Genomic DNA, 601 nt, shown 5'->3' with positions numbered 1-601 from the left:
AGCCAGTTTAAACATTTTACCGCCAACACCGAGTACCATACCTTCACTCTGATGTTCAATCGCAGCGGATGCCATCGAATTCGCAAATCCCGTCACAGGCACTGCGGAACCCGCACCAGCCCATTGGGCAAACTTATCGTACACCCCCATGCTGGTCAGAATGACAGAAAGGAGTATCATCACCGCCACGGTAGGGTCCCCAGCTTTTTTCTCATCAAAGCCGACCCAATGCACAAACATTTCCTGGATGGCTTGTCCAACCAAACAAATGGTCCCGCCAGCTATAAACGCACGAATGAAGTTTTTGATTATGGGCCTCGGAGGTTCGACGCTTTGCGCCAATTCTTTATATTCCTGTTGTACCCGCGTTAAATTTTTCTTTATATTATTTGCCATGAACATCCTCCTCGATTTTCAGCTGACGTATAATTGGCGAATTGTTAACGAATCAGCAATGGTTTAACTTCATCAATAATCTTTTCTAACGCTTTTGAACATTGCTCGTACATCTGCTTTGTATTTTGTTCTTTGGTAGATAAGCCAAACATTTCGAGATCCGCTTCACACTTTTTCAATGTTGCAAGCAACGCGGCTTTTTTCT

2 protein-coding genes are annotated in these 601 nt (G+C 44.3%); both read right to left on the bottom strand.

Features of this window, described 5'->3' with window-relative positions:
- The coding region (locus PCH05_RS27095; protein WP_127607834.1) for a SpoVA/SpoVAEb family sporulation membrane protein at window positions 1-396 on the bottom strand (396 nt) is incomplete at its 3' end.
- Between the two features lie 44 nt (window positions 397-440).
- Window positions 441-575 carry a DUF1657 domain-containing protein gene (locus tag PCH05_RS27090; protein WP_307719594.1) on the bottom strand — a complete coding sequence of 45 codons (135 nt, stop codon included), beginning with the start codon at window positions 573-575 and terminating at the stop codon, window positions 441-443.
- Between the last annotated feature and the right edge of the window lie 26 nt (window positions 576-601).

This window comes from Paenibacillus chibensis, assembly GCF_004001045.1.
Classification (GTDB): Bacteria; Bacillota; Bacilli; order Paenibacillales; family Paenibacillaceae; genus Paenibacillus_AQ; species Paenibacillus_AQ chibensis.
This window is presented reverse-complemented; position numbering and strand designations above follow the sequence as displayed.